Origin of the sequence: Mesorhizobium sp. M5C.F.Cr.IN.023.01.1.1 (assembly GCF_003997585.1) — a bacterium.
Taxonomy (GTDB): Bacteria; Pseudomonadota; Alphaproteobacteria; order Rhizobiales; family Rhizobiaceae; genus Mesorhizobium; species Mesorhizobium wenxiniae.
On the sequence record NZ_RZSU01000269.1, the window covers coordinates 1 to 272 of the forward strand.

Consider the following 272-nt stretch of genomic DNA (forward strand, 5'->3'; position numbering starts at 1 on the left):
ATCGCCCAGGCTTCGGTCACCGGTCACGGCACCAACGTCATCCAGGGTCTTGCGGTCTCGCTGGAATCGACGGCACTTCCGGCGATCGTCATCGTCGGCGGCATCATATCGACCTACCAGCTCGCCGGCCTCTACGGCACGGCGATCGCCGTCACCACGATGCTCGGGCTTGCCGGTATGATCGTTGCGCTCGACGCCTTCGGCCCGGTTACCGACAATGCCGGCGGCATCGCCGAAATGGCCGGCTTGCCCAAGGAAGTGCGCCAATCCAC

1 protein-coding gene is annotated in these 272 nt (G+C 65.1%); it reads left to right on the plus strand.

Annotated elements, in window-relative coordinates:
- Window positions 1-272 (plus strand): sodium/proton-translocating pyrophosphatase (locus EOA78_RS35700; RefSeq protein WP_164784129.1); only part of this gene is annotated, 272 nt, incomplete at both ends.